Source organism: Rhodococcus sp. T2V (genome assembly GCF_029269925.1).
Taxonomy (GTDB): domain Bacteria; phylum Actinomycetota; class Actinomycetes; order Mycobacteriales; family Mycobacteriaceae; genus Rhodococcus_F; species Rhodococcus_F koreensis.
In genome coordinates this window covers 1-574 of sequence record NZ_JARJBD010000366.1, presented here as the reverse complement: position 1 = coordinate 574, position 574 = coordinate 1, and the positions used below count along the sequence as shown (strand labels likewise).

The 574-nt window shown below is 67.2% G+C and carries 1 pseudogene; it reads right to left on the bottom strand.

Going from position 1 to position 574, the window contains the following annotated elements:
• Positions 1 to 574 (bottom strand): annotated as a pseudogene (locus P3H15_RS54405) (cutinase); the annotation flags it as partial.

The window sequence follows — 574 nt, the reverse complement described above, 5'->3', positions numbered from 1 at the left end:
CATCGCCGGCGGCGATCTTCTGCGGGAGCACGGTCAGGTTGTGCAGGATCGCCGGTATATCGAGAGCGGTTACACCGGTCACGACGTTCAGGGCCTGATCGACGACGACTGTCGGTTTGAGGACCGACAACACGCTCGACGCAGCCTGGAGGGCATCTGCCGGGGTGGTTGCAACAGAGGCGATCTGGCTACCGAGTGACGCGGCGGTGGTGGAGAGCTGCGAGATTTGAGGGTCGGTGGCGGGCAATGTGGTGGTGCCACTATTCGAGAGCTTGGCCGCGGTGTTCGCGATTGTGGCTACCGAGTCGAGCGCACCGGTCAGGTCCGCATGGCTGGCTGTGGTGAGGACCCGGGCGGCCGCGTGTTCCGGTGTGCCCACCGGTGCTGCTGCCAGGGTGGTGGTGGCGGCGGTGTTCGCGGCGCCGGACTGCAGCAGGTCGGCCAGTCGGCTGAGCGTCCTACCCAGCGAGGTCGCGGTGTCGGCGACCTGGTGCACGTCCACCGTCCCGCCGGTGTCGGTGCCGGACAGTTGCTTTCCGAGCGCGTCGACATTCGATCCGAGACCGGGCAGGTC